This window comes from Blastococcus sp. OS1-29, from assembly GCF_057628075.1.
Window position 1 is genome coordinate 401620 of the sequence record NZ_JBXXJK010000003.1, and the last position, 22384, is coordinate 424003.

Annotated in this window: 17 protein-coding genes; 11 read left to right on the top strand and 6 right to left on the bottom strand. The window is 72.1% G+C overall.

Annotated elements, in window-relative coordinates; genetic code table 11:
• The first annotated feature begins 19 nt into the window (after positions 1–19).
• Together mgtA and AC2H4J_RS10120 are read left to right on the top strand one after the other, a co-directional pair.
• On the top strand, positions 20–2617 hold the full coding sequence (gene mgtA / locus AC2H4J_RS10115) for a magnesium-translocating P-type ATPase (RefSeq protein WP_487464729.1): 2598 nt from the start codon (positions 20–22) through the stop codon (positions 2615–2617).
• 190 nt (positions 2618–2807) lie between these two features.
• Complete coding sequence (locus tag AC2H4J_RS10120) at positions 2808–3212, top strand: hypothetical protein (RefSeq protein ID WP_487464730.1); 405 nt, start codon at positions 2808–2810, stop codon at positions 3210–3212.
• An 846-nt stretch (positions 3213–4058) separates the two neighbouring features.
• Here the strand turns inward: AC2H4J_RS10120 and AC2H4J_RS10125 are convergent.
• On the bottom strand, positions 4059–4283 hold the full coding sequence (locus AC2H4J_RS10125; RefSeq protein ID WP_487464731.1) for an RGCVC family protein: 225 nt from the start codon (positions 4281–4283) through the stop codon (positions 4059–4061).
• A gap of 544 nt (positions 4284–4827) precedes the next feature.
• Here AC2H4J_RS10125 and AC2H4J_RS10130 point away from each other — a divergent pair.
• The 4 genes from AC2H4J_RS10130 to serA all read left to right on the top strand — a co-directional run bounded on the left by AC2H4J_RS10130 (position 4828) and on the right by serA (position 12275).
• Positions 4828–6996, top strand: a complete 2169-nt coding sequence (locus tag AC2H4J_RS10130) for an amylo-alpha-1,6-glucosidase (protein WP_487464732.1) — start codon at positions 4828–4830, stop codon at positions 6994–6996.
• Positions 6993–8111, top strand: a complete 1119-nt coding sequence (locus AC2H4J_RS10135; RefSeq protein ID WP_487464733.1) for a glycosyltransferase family 4 protein — start codon at positions 6993–6995, stop codon at positions 8109–8111. Before AC2H4J_RS10130 ends, AC2H4J_RS10135 begins: the two co-directional genes overlap by 4 nt.
• A 1146-nt stretch (positions 8112–9257) precedes the next feature.
• On the top strand, positions 9258–10862 hold the full coding sequence (locus AC2H4J_RS10140) for a hypothetical protein (protein ID WP_487464734.1): 1605 nt from the start codon (positions 9258–9260) through the stop codon (positions 10860–10862).
• 207 nt (positions 10863–11069) lie between these two features.
• On the top strand, positions 11070–12275 hold the full coding sequence (serA, locus tag AC2H4J_RS10145; protein ID WP_487464735.1) for a phosphoglycerate dehydrogenase: 1206 nt from the start codon (positions 11070–11072) through the stop codon (positions 12273–12275).
• Between the two features lie 22 nt (positions 12276–12297).
• Here serA and AC2H4J_RS10150 read toward each other — a convergent pair whose 3' ends face one another.
• Both AC2H4J_RS10150 and AC2H4J_RS10155 read right to left on the bottom strand, forming a co-directional pair.
• Complete coding sequence (locus tag AC2H4J_RS10150) at positions 12298–13107, bottom strand: thioesterase family protein (protein WP_487464736.1); 810 nt, start codon at positions 13105–13107, stop codon at positions 12298–12300.
• Positions 13104–14546 (bottom strand): MFS transporter, encoded by a 1443-nt coding sequence (locus tag AC2H4J_RS10155; protein ID WP_487464737.1) that lies wholly within the window; start codon positions 14544–14546, stop codon positions 13104–13106. Before AC2H4J_RS10155 ends, AC2H4J_RS10150 begins: the two co-directional genes overlap by 4 nt.
• A gap of 65 nt (positions 14547–14611) precedes the next feature.
• Here AC2H4J_RS10155 and AC2H4J_RS10160 point away from each other — a divergent pair, with 65 nt between their 5' ends.
• Positions 14612–15112: a winged helix-turn-helix transcriptional regulator gene (locus AC2H4J_RS10160; RefSeq protein ID WP_487464738.1), complete on the top strand. Its 501-nt coding sequence runs from the start codon at positions 14612–14614 to the stop codon at positions 15110–15112.
• A 26-nt stretch (positions 15113–15138) separates the two neighbouring features.
• Here the strand turns inward: AC2H4J_RS10160 and AC2H4J_RS10165 are convergent, their stop codons facing one another.
• Positions 15139–15588: a pyridoxamine 5'-phosphate oxidase family protein gene (locus tag AC2H4J_RS10165; RefSeq protein ID WP_487464739.1), complete on the bottom strand. Its 450-nt coding sequence runs from the start codon at positions 15586–15588 to the stop codon at positions 15139–15141.
• Between the two features lie 38 nt (positions 15589–15626).
• Between AC2H4J_RS10165 and AC2H4J_RS10170 the strand changes: the two genes are divergently transcribed.
• Positions 15627–16112 (top strand): AMIN-like domain-containing (lipo)protein, encoded by a 486-nt coding sequence (locus AC2H4J_RS10170; RefSeq protein ID WP_487464740.1) that lies wholly within the window; start codon positions 15627–15629, stop codon positions 16110–16112.
• Positions 16113–16116: 4 nt separating this feature from the next.
• Here AC2H4J_RS10170 and AC2H4J_RS10175 read toward each other — a convergent pair whose 3' ends face one another.
• Both AC2H4J_RS10175 and AC2H4J_RS10180 read right to left on the bottom strand, forming a co-directional pair.
• A complete protein-coding gene (locus tag AC2H4J_RS10175) occupies positions 16117–17229 on the bottom strand; it encodes an Acg family FMN-binding oxidoreductase (protein WP_487464741.1) in 1113 nt (370 codons plus the stop codon).
• 5 nt (positions 17230–17234) lie between these two features.
• Positions 17235–19679: a glycoside hydrolase family 65 protein gene (locus AC2H4J_RS10180; protein ID WP_487464742.1), complete on the bottom strand. Its 2445-nt coding sequence runs from the start codon at positions 19677–19679 to the stop codon at positions 17235–17237.
• A gap of 387 nt (positions 19680–20066) precedes the next feature.
• Here AC2H4J_RS10180 and AC2H4J_RS10185 point away from each other — a divergent pair, with 387 nt between their 5' ends.
• The 3 genes from AC2H4J_RS10185 (at position 20067) to pspAB (ending at position 22382) form a co-directional block, all read left to right on the top strand.
• A complete protein-coding gene (locus AC2H4J_RS10185; RefSeq protein WP_487464743.1) occupies positions 20067–21104 on the top strand; it encodes a zinc-dependent alcohol dehydrogenase family protein in 1038 nt (345 codons plus the stop codon).
• Between the two features lie 89 nt (positions 21105–21193).
• Positions 21194–22225 (top strand): class I fructose-bisphosphate aldolase, encoded by a 1032-nt coding sequence (locus AC2H4J_RS10190; RefSeq protein ID WP_487464744.1) that lies wholly within the window; start codon positions 21194–21196, stop codon positions 22223–22225.
• Positions 22179–22382, top strand: coding sequence for a PspA-associated protein PspAB (gene pspAB, locus AC2H4J_RS10195; protein ID WP_487464745.1), 204 nt, complete (start codon positions 22179–22181; stop codon positions 22380–22382). Before AC2H4J_RS10190 ends, pspAB begins: the two co-directional genes overlap by 47 nt.
• Positions 22383–22384: the final 2 nt, after the last annotated feature.

The window sequence follows — 22384 nt, forward strand, 5'->3', positions numbered from 1 at the left end:
GTGCGGCTCAGGCCTGTCGATGGCCGTGAGCGAGGCCGCCGCCGCGCCCGCCGCGGACGTGCTCGAGCGGCTGAACAGCACCGCAGCGGGGCTCACCTCCACGGAGGCCGCTCGCCGCCTCGCCCTGGTCGGGCCGAACGCGGTGCGAACCCACCGTGCCCGGCCGCTGGCGATCCTCGGCCGTCAGCTGCGCAGCGCCGTGCTGGTCCTGCTCGCGGTGACCGCGTTCATCTCGTTCTTCCTCGGCCAGCGCACCGACACCGTGGTCATCGGGGTGATCCTGCTGGCCAGCGTCGGCCTGGGGTTCGTCAACGAGTACCGCGCGGAGCGGGCCACCGAGGCTCTGCACTCGCGGGTCACCCACCTGGCGATCGCGCTGCGCGACGCAGGCCCCGCGGAGGTCGATGTCACCACGCTGGTGCCCGGTGACGTCGTCCGCGTGGCGCTCGGCGAGGTCGTTCCCGCCGACCTGCGGCTGCTGGAATCCACCGGCCTGGAGTGCGACGAGAGCGTCCTCACCGGCGAGTCGCAGGCCGCCGCCAAGACCGGGGTGCCGGTGCCGGGCGGTGCGGCCCTGGGCGACCTCACCAGCAGCGCGTTCATGGGCACGGTCGTCCGGGCCGGCGGCGGCGTCGGTGTCGTCGTGGCCACCGGGGCCCGCGCCGAGTTCGGGAAGATCGCCGCCGGCCTCGGGGATCGCCAGCCCGAGACCGACTTCCAGGTCGGACTGCGGCACTTCTCGGTGCTGCTGCTGCAGGTGGCGCTGGCGCTGACGGTGCTGATCTTCGTCACCAACCTGGTGCTGCAGCGGCCGCTGCTGGAGTCCCTGCTGTTCAGCCTGGCCATCGCCGTGGGAATCACCCCGCAACTGCTGCCGGCGGTGGTCAGCACCAGCCTGGCGACCGGGTCCAAGCAGCTTGCCAAGCGCAAGGTGCTGGTCAAGCGGCTGGTGTGCATCGAGGACCTCGGCGACATGGACGTCCTGGTCACGGACAAGACCGGCACGCTGACCGAGGGGCGGATCACGTTCACCGCGGCGCTCGACCCGTCGGGTGCCGCCAGCGACGACGTGCTCCGGCTGGGCTTGCTGTCCACGGAGAACGCGCCGGGGGACAGCGGCAGAGCGGTCGGCGGCAACCCGCTGGACGCCGCGCTCTGGGAAGGCGCCGCAGGTCCGGCGACGTCGGCCGTGACCGGCTGGAGCCGCCTCGGTCTGCTCCCCTTCGACCACGAGCGCGCCATGACCTCCGCCGTCGTCCGCGGTCCGGACGGCGTCGCGCAACTCGTCGGCAAGGGCGCGCCGGAGAACGTGCTGGCCCGCTGCGTCGACGTCCCGGCCGTGGCCGCCGCCGCCTTGCAGGCCCAGTTCGCCGCCGGCAGCCGCGTCGTCGCTGTCGCCTCGCGCCCAGCCGGCGGCCTCACCGTGCCGACTCCCGCCGACGAACGCGACCTCACCCTCGCCGGCTTCCTGGTGTTCCTCGACCGGCCGAAGGCCGCGGCCGCCGCCTCCCTGCAGCGGCTGGCCGCACTCGGCGTCACGATGAAGGTCTGCACCGGTGACAACCCACTGGTCGCCGAGAAGGTCTGCGCCGACCTCGGACTCGTCTCCGGCGGCACGCTCACCGGCATCGACCTCACCGGATTGGACGACGACGCACTGACCGCCGCTGCCGAGACCAGCACGATCTTCGCCCGGGTGAGCCCCGAGCAGAAGGCCCGGCTGGTCCGCCTGCTGCGCCGCCGCGGCCGGGCGGTCGGTTTCCTCGGAGACGGGGTCAACGACGCTCTCGCCCTGCACGCCGCCGACGTCGGGATCAGTGTGGACACCGCCACCGACGTCGCCAAGGACGCCGCTGACGTCGTCCTGCTGGAGAAGGATCTCGGCGTGCTCGCCGACGGCGTCACCGAGGGACGCCGCATCTTCGCCAACACCATCAAGTACGTCCTGATGGGAACCAGCAGCAACTTCGGGAACATGTTCAGCGCCGCCGCCGCATCAGCCGTTCTGAGCTTCCTGCCCATGCTGCCCAGCCAGATCCTGCTCAACAACCTGCTCTACGACGCCGGCCAGCTCACGATCCCCACCGACAACGTCGACGCCGAGCAGCTGCGCGCCCCTTCTCACTGGGACATCGGGTTCATCCGCCGGTTCATGATGTTCTTCGGCCCCATCAGCAGCCTGTTCGACTTCCTCACCTTCGCCCTCATGCTCGGCGTCTTCTCCGCCGGACCCGAACTGTTCCGCGGCGGCTGGTTCGCCGAATCGCTGGCCACCCAAACCCTGGTCATCTTCGCCATCCGCACCCGCCGCAGTCCGTTCACCCGCAGCCGCCCCAGCCGCCCGCTGCTGCTCGCCGCACTCGCCACGGTCGCCGTCGGCGTTGCACTGCCCCAGTCGCCGCTGTCCCACCTGCTCGGCTTCGCGCCCCTGCCCCTCACGTTCCTGCTCGCGCTCATCGCGATGGTCGTCGGATACCTCGCGCTCATCGAACTCGCCAAGCGGGTGTTCTTCGCCGACCCGGAGGGGCGGCTGCCGAGCATCCGACGCCGCGGCCGCGAGCACCAACTGCAGCGCCGCGCCGCTCGCTTCAGCACCCCCGCTCCGCTCAACACGTAGAGGGCTGGCGTACCACCGTGACCATTTCGGCGAGAGGACCATTTCGGCGAGAGCAGAATTGACCGATCGGGGTCGTATCGGCGCGCGGCGATCGGGCCGTCCGGCTGTTGCTTGTCGAACGAAGCCGAAAATCAAGCATTTTGGAGGGAGATGTCACCTCAGGGCTGAGGTTTCGGCGTACTGTAGGTGCTTGCACCCCCGTGACGCGGATAAGAGGTTTCTCATGATTGTCGTCGCAGGTCTCATCCTCTTGATCGCGGCCGTGGTGGTAGGCCTGGCCGGGGTTCTTACCAACGCTGGCAGCGGGCACGAGCTCACCCACGATTTCGCTGTGTTCGGGTACCACGTCACCGGCTCGACCGGGACTGTGTTTCTCTACGGGATCGTCGTGGGTGCCATCGCGCTGCTCGGCCTGGGCCTCTTGCTCGCCGGAGCGCGCCGCACCTCCCGGCGCGGTCGAGTAGCACGTCAAGGACTCAAGCAGTCCCGCCTGGAGACCGACGCAGCGATCGAGCGACGAGACGACCTCGTTCGCGAGCGGGACACCGCCCGAGCCGAGACACAGACACAGAGTCGCCTCTCCGGGGGCGTCTGACCGACTGGCTCTCTCGCACCGCCGAGACGGTTGGCCGCGATCCACAACACAGCGATGCCCACCGGCGGCACGGCGGCCGCAATCGCCGACGGGCCCCTGTCTCCGCCCCGGCTTCGCCGCCTCCGACCGGTGACGGGGGACCGGGTCGACCTGTCGAGCCGACCGGGACGACGAGCAGGACGAGTGCCGGCCACTCGTCTGACCGCCGGCGCGCGGTCCGGATCGACGGCCACTCGGCCCGCGGAGCGACGCAGTCCTCCGCGGATGCGCGGAGGAGGCCCTGCGACCGCCGAGAAGGGGTGATGGGCAGCCGTGGAGGAAGAGATCGGAAGGGCAGCGCGAACCCGAGGCCGACGATCGCCGATCTTCCGGCAAAGAAGGGGGGCTCTTCTGCAGAATTCATGGCGACGCTCCCGGTGCGCCGAACGTTCTGACGACCGCGGGCGAGATTCGCCTCGGTGTCGATTCCGGTGACCCTTTCTTGCCGCTGGAGGAAAAGTGACAGCGATGTGGTCCGTCATTCGAGCGCCGGCGATCCGACGACGGTGCAGGCGATTATCCCGGCGCCCGGGACCGATGGATTCGATGATTCCCTGATCGCGGCCCTCGCCGGCTCTGAGGCGGAGAAATGGTCGGATGACCGGGCCTGTCGCCACTGATGCTTCGACTCGCACAGCCGGGCTGTGAGGAAATGGCTTGACGTCGAGGCGGCACGCCGTCGGCTCTGTCAGCGAGATCTCTGCTCCAACCGGACACACCGCCCGACCAGCGGGCCGATCGACGTACGCGCGCGAGGCAACGGCCCGCTGTGCGCACCCCCCAGCCTGATGACCAGGATGCGGGGCGTCACGAGGGTCGGCAGACGCAGCCTCTGGTGAGGGCACCGTCGAGCGTCGCGCTACAGAATCTCGAACCGATCGCATCGTGGGCGTCCAACGGATGCGGACAGACGTCGCACGCCTCGATCCCGTCAGCCGGCGCATCACGTCCCGCGAACCGCTGCTCCCGCTCAGGTCGGTGAGGGGCCTCGCGCGGGGCTGCGATGGACGGATGTGCTGCAGAAAGGGTCATGGTGTCAACGGCCTGACTCCGCCGTAGTACGGCGGTGATGGTGGGCGGTCGGGTACCGATCGCGGAACGGGACGGCTGCCGTGGTCGTCATGGGGAGACCGCCGGGAGGCCGTCCTAGTCCCTGCGTGGTGAGTGGTCCATGTGTGGACCGCCGATCTCCCTCCGCCAGCGGAGGGGCTGAGTGCGAAGAAGGGCACCTGGAGTCAACGTACGCCCATCGAGGGGCTGGTCCCGTCCGTCGAGGCCGCCGTTCCGGCCGGACCGCCCATGCCGGGTGAAGCCCTGGTCATCCGCCGGAGGGCGGCGGGTCCACCGTGTGCGAGACTGCGGCCGCCGAGGACACCCCGCACGTCGACGACCAAGTCGACGCCGTCCGCGGCAGCAGGGTGCGCCCCCGGGCGCCCCTGCCAGAGGGGGACGACCGCCATGGTCACCGCACCGCATCCGCCCGGTTCAGCCGTTCGCGCCACGCCACCCGGGGCCACCGACATCCGCAGCCCTGCCTGCTCCGCACCTGCCGTCGTGCGCGGAAGGGGCTGACGGCGTGCCGGTCGGCTGGACCTTCGCCGGTGAACCGCCGGCGCTGGGCTCTCCCGGGGGAACGGTCACCCTGGTCGAGGGGGCAGGCTTCTGCGTGTGCGGTCGTACGGGCGACATCCATCCCGAACAGCCGCACGGGCTGTTCTTCCGCGACACCCGGCTGCTGTCCCGGTGGCTGCTCCTCGTCGATGACGTCGCACCTGAGCCGTTGGCCACGATGGAGGCCGAGCCCTTCGCGACGACCTTCGTCGCCCGGGCCCGGCCCCGAGCCGGGCGGGCCGACAGCACCCTGCTGGTCCTGCGACACCGGTACGTCGGCGACGGGATGCGTGAGGACGTCGTCGTGCGCAACCTCGCCGCCGAGGCCGCGGCCTGCAGGGTCTCGGTCGCCGTCGGCGCGGACTTCGCCGACCTGTTCGAGGTCAAGGAGAGCCGGGTCCAGCCCCGGGGTGAGCACCGGATGAGCGCCGGGGTCGACGGGCTCCAGTTCCACCGGACCTGGCGCGATGACGCGCGGGGCTGTCGCGTGCACGCCGAGGGGTGGACGGCGAACGCCGACGGCACCCTGACGGTGGACGTCGTCGTCCCGGCCCGGGGCGAGTGGTCCAGCTGCCTGCAGGTACAGCCTTCCTTCAACGGCGGGGAGCTGCCCTCGCGCTACCGGTGCCACGAGCCGGTGGAACGCACCGTCCCCTCGCAGCGGCTGCGGGAGTGGCGACTGGCCAACCCGGTGGTGCTCACCGACCACCGGGGCCTCGCCGCGCTGATCGAGCGCACCGAGGAGGACCTCGGGGCGCTGCGCATCTTCGATCCCGAGCATCCCGACCGGGTGGCCGTCGCCGCCGGGGCGCCGTGGTTCATGACCGTGTTCGGACGCGACTCCATCCTCACAGCGTGGATGGCGTTGCTGATGGATCCCACGCTCGCGCTGGGCACGCTGCGCACGCTCGCCCGCTTCCAGGGCACCGAAGTGGAGCCGCGCAGCGATCAGGAGCCCGGGAAGATCCTGCACGAGATGCGCTTCGGCGCGGACTCCGCGCACTCGCTGGCCGGAGGGACCGTCTACTACGGCAGCATCGACGCCAGCTCGCTGTTCGTCATGCTGCTGGGGGAGGCCGCCCTCTGGGGCGTCGACCCCGAAGCCGTGGCCGAGCTGCTCCCCGCGGCGGATCGTGCGCTGGCGTGGAGCGACAGATACGGCGACCGGGACGGCGACGGCTACGTCGAGTACCAACGGGCGACCGACCGAGGCCTGCGGAATCAGGGCTGGAAGGACTCCTTCGACGGGGTGACGTTCGCCGACGGGCGGATCGCCGACACCCCGATCGCGCTGGCCGAGGTGCAGGGCTACACCTACGCGGCCTACATCGCACGCGCGCAGATGGCCCGACGGGCGGGCGACGTCGCCACCGCCGAGCGGTGGGCGGAGCGCGCGGCCGAGCTGCGCTCGGCTTTCAATCGCGACTTCTGGCTGCCCGACCAGGGCTGGTTCGCCCTCGGTCTGGACCGGGACAAGCGAGCGATCGACAGCCTGGCGTCCAACATGGGGCACTGCCTGTGGACCGGGATCATCGACGAGGACAAGGCTGCCGCGGTGGCCGAGCACCTGCTCTCCCCGGAGATGTTCACCGGCTGGGGCGTGCGGACCCTGGCCTCCTCGATGGAGGCCTACAACCCGATGAGCTACCACAACGGCTCGGTCTGGCCGCACGACAACGCAGTGATCGCCGCAGGCCTCATGCGGTACGGGTTCGTCGAGCACGCCCAGCGGATCGCCGGCGGGCTGCTCGAGGCCTCCGTCCACTTCGGCGGGCGCCTCCCGGAGCTGTTCTGCGGCTTCGACCGCACCGAGTTCGAGACGCCCATTCCGTACCCGACGTCGTGCTCTCCCCAGGCCTGGGCGGCGGCCAGCCCGCTGCTGCTGCTGCGGACCCTGCTCCGCTTCGACCCGGAGGTGCCGGACTCCCGGGTGTGGCTCGCCCCTCGACTTCCCGGCGAGCTGGGCGACCTCGCCCTCGAGCGGGTTGCTCTGGGCGGCGCCCGCATGACGGTCACCGTCGCCGCCGGTGTCGTGCGGGCGCAGGGTCTGCCCCCCGGGTTCGAGCTCATCCGGGATGCCCGTCCCGCCGTCGTCCCCTCCGTTACGTCCCCCTCAGCAGATCGGACCCCATGACGGCTCCCCGCACCCTCCGCCCGCTGCGCATCGCCATGATCGCGCCGCCGTGGTTCACGGTGCCGCCGCAGGGCTACGGCGGCGTGGAGAACATGTGCGCGGACCTGGTGGACGGGCTCGTCGAGCGGGGGCACGAGGTCACCCTCATCGGGGCGGGGATGCCGGGCACGAAGGCCGGCCGGTTCGAGGCCACCTACCTGGAGCCGCCCAGCGGTCGGCTGGGTGAAGCTCTCCCCGAGGTGCTGCACACGGCGGCGGTCGCCCGGATCCTGGCCCCGCTGGACGTCGACCTCGTGCACGACCACACCTTGGCGGGGCCGCTGCTGGCCCGCGGCCGGGCGGTGCCGACGGTCGTCACGATGCACGGCCCGGTGGCCGGCGAGCCAGGCGAGTACTACCGCCAGCTGGGCGACACGGTCTCGCTGGTCGCCATCTCGGCGGCGCAACGTCGAGCCGCGCCGGACCTCGCCTGGCAGGGAACCGTGCACAACGCCGTCGACGTGACGAGCTTCCCGTTCCGGGCCCACAAGGAGGAGATGGTGCTCTTCCTCGGCCGGCTCCACCCGGACAAGGGTGTGCACCTCGCCATCGACGCCGCCCGCGGCGCGGGGCTGCCCATCGTCGTGGCCGGCAAGTGCACCGAGCCGGTCGAGCTGGAGTACTTCCGCACGTTCATCGAACCTCGGCTCGGCCCCGACGTGACGGTCTTCGGCCCTGCGGACGCCGCCGCCAAGCGCGACCTGCTCGCCCGTGCCGCCGCACTGGTGTTCCCCATCCTGTGGGAGGAGCCGTTCGGGATGGTCATGATCGAGGCCATGGCGTGCGGCACCCCCGTGGTCGCACTCCGCCGGGGGGCGGTACCCGAGGTCGTGGTCGACGGAGTGACCGGCATCCTGTGCGACGACCCCGCCGAGTTGCCGGCCGCCATCGCCGCCGCCCGGAAGCTGTCCCCGGCGGCGTGCCGGACGCACGTCGAGAATTGTTTCGACGCGACGTCGATGGTCGCCGGCTACGAGGCGGTGTACCGGGAGCTGTTGCTGCCGAGGCTGAGCAATGAGGTCCTCGTCCGTTCTGGGCGACGCATCCGGCGGGCACCCACACCGGCTGCGGCCTGACGGCGCCGGTCGGGCTTCCCACCATGGGGCCGCGTCGAGCGACCGCAGGAGTCGTCGGAAGCAGCGGTCGCGGGGCGATCATCTCGATGATCGGGGAATGTTTTTCGCTCTACTGAGGCGCCGCCGTGTGTGCCAATTTGTACGCCACCGATACCGGTCGACTGTTGATCGCAGAATTATTGGTTCGAGTCCAATCGGGGGAGCAAAGTTCCGTTTCCGACTCGAGGCGCTGACGCGGCGCTCGTGCACGACCGCTGACTGCGCATCGACCGTCGGCAACAGACACACGACGTGGCGCTCTTGTCGTCGTCTCCTTGGTGGTGGGTTGCCGGCGGTCGCTCATCGGAGGCGCCCGCGCTAGGTGACGTGTCCTACTGCTACGCGGCCGGGACAGGAGTCGACGGCCACAGCCGGTACTCCACGTCGCGGCTGTCGGCCGTCCACCCGCGAATTCCGGCTGTCGCCAGTCCGACAAAGAAGAAGAACAGGACAATCGACGTGAGCAAGGTGATCCCTCTTCCTTCTTGCCCGTTGGCTGGATCGCCACTGGGCTCGTTGACCTCAACCATCCGCGTTTTCCCGTCGCCCCGGTAGGTCCGCCACCGGGCACGTCGACCGGTCGTGGTTGCCGTGGCCCGGCAACCACGTTTCAGCGGTCCGGCGGTGGGTGTCCGGACTTCCGGCTCCTTCCTCGAGAGCAAGCGGGAACAGCGCCGGGAAGCTGTGGGAGGTTGCTGAACTGCCCAGGGACCGTGTGGCGGCGCGGTCAGTGACGCTGCGCCGGCTCAGGGAGACGTCCTCGGACACCTTCGCCCGGGTCCCAGGCGGTTGACTTCTTGCGGGCGTCTGGCCAAGCCACCTCCAGGATCGCCGCCTCGGCGCCGGAACGTTCCGTACCACTGGTCTTGGCGTCGGCCAGCAGCTCGCCGGCGTCGTTGCGGGTGTGGCTGAAATGACGCAGGCGTCCGTCGGGACAGGTGAATACGACACATCCCGGTCTCGGCACGCGATTTCCCTGGCCGGCGTGGTGGGCGCTATACGTTGGCCAGGCCGTGCAGCCGGGACGCGACCTGCGGACCGACGTTCGTTGTACGGGTACAAGGCTCCGCCGGTCCGGTGGACGGGAGCAGGACGGAGGACGGGTCCGTGGCGCAACGCCCCCAGCGGACGATGCACCGCGCGGCCGGCAAGGTCACCTGGCTGTTGCTGGGGGCCCTGATCCTGCTCGCCGGGATCTCGTTGACGCTCTCGGCGGTCGCCCGGAAGCCACTGTCGATCATCGACGAGCACGTCCACCTCGGCTATGCGCTGATGGTGCACGACGGACACCTGCCCTACCGCGGCGCGCTGTACTCCGATCAGGTCATCGAGGAGTGGGCGTGCGGGGTCGGGCACGAGGCCGGCCCACTGCCCGTGGGATGCGGCTCGCCAGAGCTTGACCCGGGGGTGCTCCCGTCCGGCCGGTACAGCACCGCCTACATCCACTACCCCACGTACTTCGTCGGCGGCGAGGTCTGGCGCGCCGTCGTGGACCGGGCGTCGAGCGGGCACGCTCCCGTGACGGTGTACCGACTCTGGAGCGTGGTCTGCCTGCTCGGCGGGGCGGTCGCCGGCGTCCTCGTCGCGCGGTCGCTGGGGCTGCGCGGGGCGCGGCTCGCCGCGGCGTCGCTGCTGCCGATCGCCGCCCCGCTCGTGCTCTACCTCGGCGTCATCGTCAACCCCGGCTCCGCGGCGCTGCTGAACGGCGTGCTCGTCGCCGGGGCAGGTATCCACTGGATGCGCACCGGGCGCGGATTCGGCTGGCTCGCGCTGGCGTCGGCGTTCGCTTCGCTCACGGCGGTCACGCACTCCCTGCCCGTGGGCGCGTTCATCCTCGCGGCGCTCGTCGCGCTCGTGGGGCGCCGCTGGGGCTGGCGCGTGGACGGGGCCTGGCAACCGCGCGCGTGGCACATTGCCGCACTGAGCGCCATCGTGCTGGTGCCCGTGCTGGTCTGGGGTCGCGTGATCGCGGCCCGCGCGGTGGTCGACAACGAGGCCCTGTTCGCCAGCATGGCGCCCACGCGCGCGTCCGACGTCGTGACCGGGTTCTTCTTCGAGCTCGCGGGCCTCCACTCGCCGTGGACCGACATCGGGCACTTCTCGGCCAAGCACTACCTGTTCGTGACCGGGCCGCTTCGGGGCCTGGCCTCGGGGCTGCCGTTCTGGCTGGGTGCGCTGGTGATCGGCTCACTTCTGCTGATGGCCCTGCGGGTGCTGCCGCGCCGTGGCTCTGCGGCAGCCACGGGCGGGTACGACGCCCTCGGTGCCGGCTCCGACGGTTGGGGGGCGACCGTGCACCCCGCCGCGCCGGGGCGCGTGGGGACATCCGCCGCCGTGCCGAGCGACGCCGCCGGTCGCGTCGTCGACCCCTGGACCGGTGGGGTCGCGGTGATGGACCGGCCGACCGACACGCTGATCGAACTGGACGCCGACGCCGTCGCTGCGGAGCCCGGCCGGGCCCGACGCCTCGACCCGCTGCACCTGCTGATGCTCTGCGCCCTGGCGACCTTCGTGCTGTACGCCCCGGCGCTGCGGGTCTCCAACGTCCTGACGTTCGGCATGGACTTCCCCGTCGTGGGGCGCTACTCGATCGGCCTCATGCCGCTGTTCGCCTACCTGGTCGCCCTGCTGGCGCCCGGGCGGGCCCTGCCTCGGTTCCTGGCCGTCGCCGCCGGGCTGGTGGTGCTCGGCGCCTCGGTGTGGTGGCTCTGATCTGAGCACGTGCATTCTCCATCGAGGCTGGACAGGTCTCTCCGCTGATCCCGGCTGCCGCGCGGCCGAGGCGGTGCCGGACACCGGCGCAGCGGCCGGCGCAGGGCCCGCGCTGCAGGCGTCCACTCGAAGGGTGGTGAACTGCTGTACGGGTCGTGCGCTCGGAGCCATGCCCCAGCCGTCGAGCCCGAAGGGGGACCGAACGACATGCCCAGAGCTCTGTTGCTCGAGAACATCGACCCGGTGGCGGTCGAGCTGCTGTCCTCGGCCGGCTACGAGGTGGACTGCCGGCGCGGCGCGCTGGACGCCGAGGACCTCGCGAAGGCGCTGGACGGGGTCGACCTGTTGGGCATCCGGTCGAAGACGCACGTGACCGCGGACGTCCTGCGAGGGAACCCCGCCCTGGCGGCCGTTGGAGCCTTCTGCATCGGCACCAACCAGATCGACCTCGGGGCAGCTGCTGCCGCCGGGGTGGCCGTGTTCAACGCGCCCTACTCGAACACCCGCAGCGTCGTCGAGCTCGCGATCGCCGAGATCATCAGCCTGGCCCGGCGGCTGATGGACCGTGATCGAGCCCTGCACGCCGGCACCTGGGACAAGTCGGCGACCGGGAGCCACGAGATCCGCGGACGCACGCTCGGCATCGTCGGCTACGGCAACATCGGCAGCCAGCTGTCCGTCCTGGCCGAGGCGCTGGGCATGCGGGTGATCTTCTACGACCTCGAGGACAAGCTCGCGCTCGGCAATGCCCGCGCCTGCGGCAGCCTGGAGGAGTTGCTCGAAGCCGCCGAGACGGTGACGCTGCACGTCGACGGGCGCGCCGGCAACGCGGGCCTGTTCGGGGCCGAGCAGTTCGCCCTCATGCGCCCGCGCAGCCTGTTCCTGAACCTGTCCCGCGGATTCGTGGTCGACCACGAGGCATTGCGCGACCACATCCTCAGCGGGCACATCGCCGGCGCCGCCGTGGACGTTTTCCCCGATGAACCACGGGCGCAGGGGGACGAGTTCACGTCTGTGCTGCGAGGACTGCCGAACGTCATCCTCACGCCGCACGTGGGCGGATCCACTCAGGAGGCGCAATACGACATCGGCCGGTTCGTGGCGGGCAAGCTGCTGGACTTCAGCCGGACCGGCACGACGACGCTCAGCGTCAACCTGCCCCCGGTGGCCCTGCACGGGGCATCGGTGACCCGCTTCGCGCTGCTCCATCGCAACATTCCGGGCGTCCTGGCCCGGATCGAGGCACTGATCGCGGAGCACAGCCTGAACGTCGACGGTCAGATCCTCGCCACGCGCGGGGAACTGGGCTACGTCCTCACGGACGTCAGCGGTTCGTTGCCCGACACCTTGGTGGCCTCGCTCCAGGCCCTTCCCGAGACGATCCGGCTGACGAGATTCGCCGAGCCGACGTAGCGGCACGTCAGCGGGCGCACTCTCACCCCGCCGATGGCGCCCCCAGGATGCGGCGCAGCTGCCGCGACTGGGCGACGAGAATTCCGTCGGTCGTCCTGAGCTCCGCCTCGTCGACACAGAAGGAGCCGGTCGACCACGTCGTCCGCTGCTCGATGAAGAACCACTCGTCCGTCGGCTGAACCGGGCAGAAGTGCACGGTGAACTCGACGGTGGGAATGACCGCCGGTGCGGTGAGGACGGCGTAGAGGGAGGGCACCAGGCCGTCGAGCAGCACGGCAGCCACCGCGGATCGGTAGGCCGGTGCCGGTCGCATCCGCAGCCACGCCATGAGCACCGGCTCGTCGCCGCCCCCGAACGGTCGTGCCTCACCGAGCGGGCGGATGTCGAGGTGGGTGGCCATGGGCGTCGCCTCGTCGAAGACGCCGAGCCGGTCGAGGTCGTCCGGGACGGGCAGCGACGAGAGGTCGCGGCGGCCGCTGGACGACAGCGTGCCGGCGCCGTCACCGTCGGCGGTGAGCAGCACCGTCGCGGTGGCCCGGCGCTGTCCCTGGTCGAGCCCGACCGACACGCTGCTGACGGTGCGACCGGACGACACCTCGGTGAGCGTGATGGTGGCGGCGACCGTGTCCACGGGCCGGTGGAGATGCGCCGTCACGGCGGCTGGTCGCCGTCCGGTCGCCGCCTCCTCCGCCGCTCGGATCAGCGTCGCCACCACGACGCCACCGTGCGTTCCGGTCCAGGACCGGGCCTGGTCCGGAAAGACGACGGCGCGTCCTCCGCCCTTCGGTTCGAGCGCCGGCAGGAGGGGTGTCGAGCCGGGGACGGCGGTCATGCCCCGGCGCTCCTGGCGGTCCCGGGCTCGAGGGCGGGTGAGATCTCGACGTCGCGGCGGGGGGTCATGCCGAGCGCGACGAGGGCGGCCAGGACCGACACGCCGCCGATCACGACCCAGGAGCGCGCGAACGCGTCCAGGGCGGCGGCCCCGTCCTTCGGCGTCCCGAGGACGGCGACGAGGACGGCGATGCCGAGCACGGCGCCGATCTGGCGGCTCATGTTCACCACGGCGCTCCCGGTGGCCGAACTGTGCACCGGGAGGTCCGCGGTCGCGGTCGAGAGGATGGTCGGCAGCGCGAGACCGACACCGGCACCGCCCACCAGCATCCCGGGCAGCACGACCGCGGCGTAGGACGGCGTCAGCGTGAGCCGCAGGCCGACGAGCAGGACGGCCACCCCGAACAGACAGCAGCCGATCGCGGTGATGACGCCGGCCGGGACGCGGGCGGAGAGCTTCTGGGCGATCGCGGCGAAGAGCGGGACCATGGCCGGGCCGACCGCGATGCCCAGACCCGTACGGATCGCCGAGTAACCCCAGACCTCCTGCATCCACAAGGTGCTGGCCAGCAGGTTGGCGGCGAACGCCACCGAGAACGCGATCGCCGTGACGTTGGCCAGCGCGAAACTGCGCACCCGCACGAGGGCGGGCGACACCACGGGGGAGGGGTGCCGCAGAGAGCGGATCGAGAACCATGCGATGCCGAGAGCGGCCGTGAGTAGCCAGCCGAGCGTGCTCGCACTGGTCCACCCCCAGTCGCTGCCCTTGACCAGGCCCAGGGCCAGGGCGCCGATGGCGACGGTCAGGATCGCCGCGCCCAGCAGGTCCGGCAGGGGGGTGCGCCGTTCGTCGCGGGATGCCGGCACGACTCGCGCCGCCCAGAGCAGGGCCAGCGCTCCGACGGGCAGGTTGATCAGGAAGACCCAGCGCCAGGACGTCTCGACGAGGGCGCCCCCGACGGCGGGGCCCGCCGCCGCGGCGAGCGCGCCGGACGCTGCCCAGATCCGCACCGCTCGCACCCGGTCGGCGGCGGGCGTGGCGGTCAGCAGCAGGCCCAGGCTCGTCGGTGTGAGCAGCGCCGCCCCGGCCGCCTGCACCACGCGGAAGACCACGAGCCACTCCACGCTGCTGATGGCGGCGCAGCCCGCGCTGGCGAGCGTGAACACGGCCAGCCCGAGGAGGAAGCCACCCTTGCGGCCGTATCGGTCGGCCAGCCGGCCGAAGGGCACCAGCAGCGCGGCGTACACGATGGCGTAGCCGTTGAGCACCCAGCTGAGCGTGCTCAGGGACGGCTCGTGGAGATCGCTGCCGAGGCTCGGCAGAGCGACGTTGACGATGAAAAGGTCGAGGCTCGCCATGAAGGCCGCGAGGGACAGCACGACGAGGACGGCGCGAGGGTCCGACCGGTCGGACGCCTCCCCTCGGATCTGGCTAGGCATTCCCATAGCCAGGAGCAAAGCAGGCTGACTACGCTTTTGACAAGTCAGGAGCTAGGATGTCGATCATGAGCCACGACGGGACGGCGGTGCTCGAAGGCGCCCTCGCGGACCGCGATGCGTGGAGCGCGCACGGTCGCTGTTCGATCGACCGGGCGATGCAGGTCGTCGGCACCCGGTCGGCGATGCTGATCATGCGTGAGGCGTTCTACGGCACCCGGCGGTTCGACGATTTCGCCGGCCGGGTCGGCATCACCGAGGGAGTCGCCGCGAAGCGCCTGCGCGAACTGGTGGAGGCAGGCCTCCTCGAGCGGGTGCCCTATCGGCAGCCGGGCCAACGAACCCGGCATGAATACCGGCTGACCGACATGGGACGCGATCTCCTGCCGGCGGCCCTCGCACTCATGGCGTGGGGCGACCGCTACCTCGGTGGCGCGCACGGCGGCCCACTGTCGGTGCATCACGCAGGCTGCGGCGGGGAGGTGGCCGTCGCGGTGACCTGCGAGCGCGGACACGGGGTGGCGGTGGAGGAACTTGCCGTGCGGCCGAACCGGAATGCGCTGGGCTGACTCGGTCTCCCGCGGGGAGGCAGCGCTCAGAGGTACGCGCGGTCGTCGACGCCCCACGGGAGCCGGCCCGGGACGATCCGCCGTCCACTGATCCCCTGCGGGCGGATCCGCAGCCAGACGCCGTGCTCACCGGGCGCCCACGGCTGCACCCCGCTGCCTCGGGTGCGTTCGATCAGCTCGGCCCGCTGCTCGGGTCCGATCTCCTCGGCGGCCCCCAGGACCAGGACGCTCCATCCCCGCCGCTCCCGGCGGTCGACGTCGTCGACCTCGAACGCCACGGTGCCCCGGGACGCTGCGCTGAGCATCGTGCCCGGGTGGGTGCGGACGACGATCGTTCGGCCGTCCAGCCCGTAGTTCACCGGGACGATCAGCGGGTGGTCGTCGACGACCACGCCGATCCGGCCCACTTCCTGGGTCGCGAGCAGGGCGTAGCACTCGTCGTCGGGGATCACGTCCAGCGAACCGGCGGCACTCATGGCGTCATTGTGGCCGGGCCGCGGCGTGCGGCGCGACGGTGAGGATCCGGGCGTCCGAGCCGGGGAAGACCAGGCTCGACACCCGACCGGACACGCACGCTGCGTCGCCAGACGCCTTCGGCAACGTCCCCGACGTCCGCATCGGCCACCACGACGGGTTCGACCGCGTCGTCCTGGACTTCGGCGGACGTGGGACGCCGGGGTGGGACGTGCGGTACGTCGACCAGCCGGCCTCCCAGGGCAGCGGCGCCGCGATCGACCTGCCCGGCGACGCGACGCTGCAGGCGACCGTGACCGGCGTGGGCAATCCGCCCGACACCGGGGTCACGGAGTACTCGGATTCCCGGCGGATCTCGGCCCACGACACCGAGTCCGTCACCGCGGTGCAGTTCGACGGGAGGTTCGAGGGCACCACCGTGGTCTTCATCGGCACCGCGGCGACGACGCGGTTCCGGGTCTACCTCCTGCAGAACCCGGTGCGGATCGTCGTCGACGTCGCCACCGGCCAGTCGACGCACGACTGACCGGTCACCGCCACGTCGTCCCCCCGCGGCCGTCCGGCACCGGGCGCCGGCCGGGCTGCTCCGGCCGCTCGGCACGCGGCGGCGGGGTGGGGACGACCGGCGGGTCCGGGCGGGCGCTGTTCTGCACGACCGTGCGTCGCGGGCGCCGCGCCGTCGAGTCGGCCGTCGCCGCCCGGCCCACGCGCAGCACCATCTGCGGCTGGAGCGGTGCGGTCAGCCCGGCCAGGCGCCGTCGCGTCGCCGGCACCTCGAGCGGCTGGCTCATCGGCCCGGCGACCCAGTCGCGGACGGTCAGCTCCAGCAGCAGCCGCTCCAACGCCTCGCCGGCCCGGAGCCACGCCGGCGGATCGTCGGAGTCGGTGGCGAGCACCAGGAGCGTCTGGTCGGTTCCGGAGCCGGTGCGCCGGGGCAGCCCGCCGCGCCCGCGCAGATCGAAATCGCGGACCGGGACGGCGTCCGTGCGCGGTCCGGATGTCCGGGGCACGGAACTGGCCGGGACGCCGTCCCCCTGCGCCGGGGTGCGGCTGGTCCACTGCTCCAGCTCGGCGCGGTACTGCGGGTCGGCGTTCTGCAGAGCATCGGCCTCCCGGGTGACCTGGGCGAGCAGTTCCCGCTCGGCGGGGGTGCGCACCGGCACCAGCCGGGCTCCCTCGGTGAAGACGACGTCGGCCAGCCGGCCCAGGACGTCGTCGGACAGCGTCTCCGCGCCGAACGGACGGCGGTTGGTGTGCCGCCGGGGGATCGCGCGATCGAGCCGGGCGAGGTCGGGATCGGGGGTGTCGGGTGCCGGCCGGACCACGGCCAGCAGGTCGGCGTCCGCGGGGTCGGGCAGCCGGTCCACCGTCGCGCCGACGTGCGAGCCGGCCAGCGAGGCGCGGACGTTGAACAGCGCGGCCCCGACGCTCTGCACCAGCTCCCGGCCGTCCGGGTCGAGGACCGTCAGCTGCCGGGAGCGGTCGGCGCGCAGCTCCAGCCGGTCGGGGAAGAGCGCGAACACCCACGGCTGGGTGTTGTGCACCGACGGGGCCAGTCGGCCGCGGTCGGCGGCCTGCTCGATCGCCGACCGCCAGGCCGCGGTCGAGCCCGCGGGGTGCGGCCGGGGGGTGGGTGGGCGCACGGTGCTCACCTCTCCGCTTCGTCGGACGGTCGACCGCTGTGGGCGGTGCGGCGCCGGTGCAGGGGGATCTCCAGGCTGCCGCGCGCATCGAACCGGTACTCCTCGTCCCGCACGCGCACCGGGAGGATCGTGGACTGCGCGGCACCGCCGCCGACGGTCACGCTGGTGTGGGTGACGGTGATCTCGATCCGCGGATGGCCGCGGTAGCGGAGCCGGAACCGCAGGCTCGCCAGCGCATCGGGGAGGTAGGGGTCCAGTCCCAGCGCCTCGCCGCGGGTCTCCAGCCCGGTGAAGCCGCGCTCGAGCAGGTCGACGGTTCCGGCCATGGCCCCCAGGTGGATGCCCTCGCCGGTCGTGCCGCCCTGCACGTCGGCGATGTCGCTCTCGAGTGCGTCCAGCCAGTACTCCCACGCCTTGCGCCGGTTGCCCCGCGCCAGGACCCAGGCGTGCACGACCTTCGACAGGGTCGACCCGTGGCAGGTGCGGTCCAGGTAGTAGCCCACCGTCCGCGGGATGGTTTCCCGGTCGTGGGCGTAGCCGAGCCGGTCGAGGACGGCGTAGAACTCGTCGGCGCTCAGGACGTGGAAGAGCATCAGGACGTCGGCCTGCTTGGACAGCTTGTAGTTGTTCGGGGAGTCCCCCTCGGCCTCGAGGATGCGGTCGAGCCGGCTGATGTCGCCGTAACGCTGCGCGTACCCGGCCCAGTCGAACTCGGCGAGATCCTCGTAGCCGCGGAACTGGCTGAGGATGCCGTCGGCGTGCCAGCACAGCCGCAGCTTCCGGGCCACGTGCTCCCACCGCTCGAGGTCGGCCCGGGCGATGCCGAGCTGGTCGAGCAGCTCCTCCCGTCGCGCTGACCCCAGCAGGTCCAGGCAGTCGACGGCGCGGCCGAGGACCCACGCCGTCAGAACGTTGGTGTACGCGTTGTCGTCCAGGCCGGGACGAACGCTTCCGGGCAACGCGTCGTGGTACTCGTCGGGGCCCATGACCCCGCAGATGTCGTAGCGGTCGTCGCTGCGGTCGTAGCGGGCCAGGTCGGCGAAGAACCGGGCGATCTCGAGGATCATCTCGGCGCCGTGGCGGTCGAGGAAGTCCCGGTCCCCGGTGGCCTCCCAGTACCGCCACGTGTTGACGGCGACGGCCAGGCCGATGTGCCGCTGCAGCGCCGAGTTGTCCGGCAGCCAGTGGCCCGACCGCGGGTTGAGGTGGACCGTCTGCGACTGCTCGCGCCCGCTCGCCCCGCTCTGCCACGGGTACAGCGCGCCGCGGCATCCGGTCGCGCGGGCGGCGGCGCGGGCCTCGGGCAGCCGGCGCCAGCGGTAGAGCAACATCGCGCGGGCCACCTCGGGCAGCCGCAGGTTCAGGTACGGCATCACGAACAGCTCGTCCCAGAACACGTGGCCCCGGTACGCCTCGCCGTGCAGTCCCCGGGCCGGGATACCGACGTCGAGGTCGATGCTGTGCCGGGAGACGGTCTGCAGCAGGTGGAACACGTGCAGCCGCAGCACCAGCGAGGCGCGGACCGGCCCGTCGATCGTGACGTCGCACCGGTCCCAGAGGGCGCGCCACGCGAGTTCGTGCCGGCCCAGGACGGCGTCGAAGGCGGGTGCGCGGCCGACCTCGACCCGTGCCGCCGCGCCGGGCTCGTCGATGGCGCGGTCGCGTGACGTGTACAGCGCCACGACCTTCTCCACGGTCACCGGGACGCCGGGCGCGACGTCCACCGCCAGATCCAGGCCCGCCAAGTCGCGGTCCACGGCCGGCGTGCCGCGCAGCGGTTGCTCGGCGCCGCCCACGAGCAGCCGGTGGCGGGCGGCGAGGCCGACGCGGACGCGGGAGGTGACGGTCTCCGTGGTCAGCGACAACGTGCCGTCGGCTTCCGCGGCCCCCTCGACGCGGGAGAGGTGTCGGCTGCCCAGCCCGCGGTACCGGGCGACCCCGAGGTTCTCCACCCGGCCGTCGAGACCCGAGCGCACGGTCATCCGGCCGGACCAGTTCTCCGGCGTCACGGTCATGTCCAGCGCGGCGAGGTAGGGGTCGGCCATCGAGACGAGCCGGCGCTGGGCGACGCGGGTCCGCCGGCCCTCGGCGTCGCGGATGCCGAACCGGCGGGTGAGCACCCCGCGGCGCAGGTCGAGCTCCTGCACGTAGCCGGTGACCGCGACCGCAGCCAGGTCCAGCCAGTCGCCGTCCTCGATGCGGAAGGTGAGCGACTGCCAGTCGGGCAGGTTGACGATGCTCTCGTTCTCGACGTGGACGCCGTCCACCGAGTCGTCCAGGCGGTCGAACACGCCCGCGGCGTACGTGCCCGGGTAGTGGCCGTCGCCCGCACGGGACTCCGGCGCGGCGGCCCGCGTGGCGAACCGGCCGTTGCCCAGGGTGCAGAGCGCCTCGCGCAGCGGCTCGCGCGCCGGGTCGAGGCCCTCGTATCGCAACAGCCACCCGGTCACGCGTGCTCCGCTCCTCCGTCTCCACGAGCCTGCCAGTGCCCGGTCGGCTGCGGTACGGGGCGCTGGTCACCGGCGACCGGGCCGTTCGGCCCGTCGACCGGGCCCGTGGCCACGGGCGATGTGCGGGTTGGGCGCATTTCCGCGCCAGGAACGCGCCCCGGCTGCACATCGCTTCCGAGTCCACGGAGACGTTGTCAGCCGCCCACGCGGTAGACGGCCAGCCCGACCGGGTGGGCGGCGAAGAACTCCTCGGGCGTCACAGCGGGCAAGCCTGCCTGTCCGCGGGAGCTTCCGGGGCAGACCTTGTACCCGCCAGGTCCCGGCTTCCGACCGTGGCCGCCGGCCCGGCCGGGGCCGTCGACTGGGGGCCGGTGAAAGGAGAACGCCATGAAGGCGCTGGTCTACTACGGCCCCGGCAAACGGTCCTGGGAGGACGTCCCCGACCCGCAGGTACGCGACCCCGAGGACGCCGTCGTCCGCGTGGACGGCTTCACGATCTGCGGCACCGACCTGCACATCCTGCGCGGCGACGTGCCGGAGGTGGAGTCCGGGCGGGTGCTCGGGCACGAGGCGGTCGGCACCGTGACGGAGGTCGGGCCCGGTGTGCGCACGGTGCGACCCGGTGATCGGGTGCTCATGTCGTGCATCAGCGCGTGTGGGCGCTGCCGCTTCTGCCGCGAAGGCCGCTACGGCCAGTGCCTCGGCGGAGGGGGCTGGGTGCTGGGGCACCTGATCGACGGCGTCCAGGCCGAGGCGGTGCGCATCCCCTTCGCGGACGGATCGTTGCACGTCCTGCCCGAGAGCATCACCGACGAGGCGGCGCTGATGTTCGCCGACATCATGCCCACCTCCTACGAGGTCGGCGTCCTCAACGGCCGGGTCCGTCCCGGCGACACCGTCGTGGTGGTCGGCGCCGGCCCCATCGGGCTCGCCGCCGTGCAGACCGCGAGGCTGTTCAGCCCCCTGCAGATCGTCGTGGTCGACCCGGTCGAGAGCCGCCGTGCCGCGGCCCTGTCCTTCGGCGCCGACCGTGCGCTCTCGCCGGACGACGACGTCGTCGGTGCGGTCCGGGAGCTGACCGGAGGGCTCGGCGCGGACGTCGCCATCGAGGCCGTCGGCCTGCCCGCCACCTTCGACCTGACGGTGGCCGTCGTCCGCCCGGGCGGGCACGTGGCGAACGTCGGCGTGCACGGCAAGCCGACCACGCTGCACCTCGAGGACCTCTGGATCCGCGACGTCACCATCACCACGGGTCTGGTCGACACCTCCACGACGCCCACTCTGCTGCAGCTGGTCGGGGCCGGGAAGCTCGATGCGTCGCGGCTGATCACCCACCGGTTCGGCTTCGACGAGGTCCCCCAGGCCTACGACGTGTTCGACGACCCGGGCAGCACCGGCGCACTCAAGGTGGCCGTCCTCCGGTGAGCGGTGCGGCCGACGAGGGACCGTCGGCCGCATGCCGACGGGACGTCCGGCCCTCGTGACCGGACGTCGCCGTCGGCGACGGTGGGCGCATGGACCTGGCGACGATGATCCCGACGGCGCAGGCGCTGGTAGCCCCCGGAAAGGGCATCCTCGCGGCGGACGAGAGCAACCCGACGATGGCCAAGCGGCTCGCGGCGATCGGGGTGGAGTCCACCGAGGAGCACCGCCGAGCCTTCCGGCAGTTGCTGTTCACGACCCCCGGCATCGGGGCGAGCATCAGCGGCGTGATCCTCTTCGACGAGACGATCCGCCAGCGCACCGACGACGGCACGCCGTTCGTCGAGGTGCTGCGCCGGGCCGGTGTCGTACCGGGGATCAAGGTCGACCGTGGGACGACGCCGCTGTCGGGGTTCCCCGACGAGGTGGTCACCGAGGGGCTGGACGGGCTACGCGCCCGCTTCGAGGAGTACGCGGCCCTGGGCGCCCGCTTCGCCAAGTGGCGGGCGGTCCTGCGGATCGGCGAGGGCCGGCCGAGCCGGACCTGCCTGTCGGCGAACGCGCAGGCCCTGGCCCGGTACGCGGCGCTGACCCAGGAGGCCGGCCTGGTGCCGATCGTCGAGCCCGAGGTCCTGATGGACGGTGCGCACAGCCTCGAGCGCTGCGCGGAGGTCACCGTGGCGACCCTGCGCACGGTCTACGACGAGCTGGCCCGCCACCGGGTGGTGCTGGAGGCCAGCCTGCTCAAGCCGAACATGGTGCTGCCGGGTGTCGACTCCCACCGGCAGGCGGATGCCGCGCAGATCGCCGAGGCGACCATCGGCGCACTCCGTCAGGCCGTCCCGGCCGCCGTCCCCGGCATCGTCTTCCTCTCCGGCGGTCAGTCCGACCTGCAGGCGACGGCGAATCTCGCCGCGCTGAACCGGGCGCCACGGCAGCCGTGGCAGCTGAGCTTCTCCTTCGGGCGTGCCCTGCAGGCGCCCGTCCTCCGCGCCTGGGACGGCGAGGCCGGCAACGTGGTGGCGGCCCAGGCCGCGCTCCTGCACCGGGCCGCGATGAACACCGCCGCCCGACGCGGTGAATACCGGCTGGGCCTCGAGCAGCCCGTGGGGGCGCACGTCTGAGCAGGCCTCGTGGCGAGGCAGAGCCGTTCGCACCGGCCGGCCCGACCGCCGGGACAACCCCCTCGAGCTGCAGGTGCGCGCGGTGATCGAGGACGACCTCCGGATCGAGCCGGACCTCGGCCGGTGGTTCCCGGTCTACGGCGCCCCCGGGCTGTGAGT

Coding starts and splice junctions, on each gene's coding strand:
- mgtA (WP_487464729.1), top strand. CDS start 20: ATGGCCGTGAGCGAGGCCGCCGCCGCGCCCGCCGCGGACGTGCTCGAG.
- AC2H4J_RS10125 (WP_487464731.1), bottom strand. CDS start 4,283: ATGACCCTTTCTGCAGCACATCCGTCCATCGCAGCCCCGCGCGAGGCC.
- AC2H4J_RS10135 (WP_487464733.1), top strand. CDS start 6,993: ATGACGGCTCCCCGCACCCTCCGCCCGCTGCGCATCGCCATGATCGCG.
- serA (WP_487464735.1), top strand. CDS start 11,070: ATGCCCAGAGCTCTGTTGCTCGAGAACATCGACCCGGTGGCGGTCGAG.
- AC2H4J_RS10150 (WP_487464736.1), bottom strand. CDS start 13,107: ATGACCGCCGTCCCCGGCTCGACACCCCTCCTGCCGGCGCTCGAACCG.
- AC2H4J_RS10155 (WP_487464737.1), bottom strand. CDS start 14,546: ATGCCTAGCCAGATCCGAGGGGAGGCGTCCGACCGGTCGGACCCTCGC.
- AC2H4J_RS10160 (WP_487464738.1), top strand. CDS start 14,612: ATGAGCCACGACGGGACGGCGGTGCTCGAAGGCGCCCTCGCGGACCGC.
- AC2H4J_RS10165 (WP_487464739.1), bottom strand. CDS start 15,588: ATGAGTGCCGCCGGTTCGCTGGACGTGATCCCCGACGACGAGTGCTAC.
- AC2H4J_RS10185 (WP_487464743.1), top strand. CDS start 20,067: ATGAAGGCGCTGGTCTACTACGGCCCCGGCAAACGGTCCTGGGAGGAC.
- AC2H4J_RS10190 (WP_487464744.1), top strand. CDS start 21,194: ATGGACCTGGCGACGATGATCCCGACGGCGCAGGCGCTGGTAGCCCCC.